Annotated in this window: 1 protein-coding gene; it reads left to right on the plus strand. The window is 75.6% G+C overall.

Going from position 1 to position 279, the window contains the following annotated elements; genetic code table 11:
- A partial coding sequence (locus tag EIK80_RS25795) for a M28 family peptidase (protein WP_125159736.1) occupies positions 1-279 on the plus strand: 279 nt, incomplete at both ends.

Raw genomic sequence — 279 nt, forward strand, 5'->3', positions numbered from 1 at the left:
GAGGACGGCCTCGCCGCCCAGGCCGCCCGGCAGGGTCGGACCATCACCCCGGAAGCCAAGCCCGAGCGGGCGCTGTTCTATCGCGCCGATCACTTCTCTCTGGCCCGCCGGGGCGTGCCGGTGCTGCTGCTGATGGGGCTGGGCGGCGGGGCGGACCTGATCAAGGTCGGCCGCGCCGCCGGCGACGCCTGGGTCGCCGACTACACCAGCCGCTGCTACCACCAGCCCTGCGACGCCTGGAGCCCCGACTGGGACCTGCGCGGCGCGGCCCAGGACGTC

It is taken from the genome of Caulobacter sp. 602-1, from assembly GCF_003931565.1.
Classification (GTDB): Bacteria; Pseudomonadota; Alphaproteobacteria; order Caulobacterales; family Caulobacteraceae; genus Caulobacter.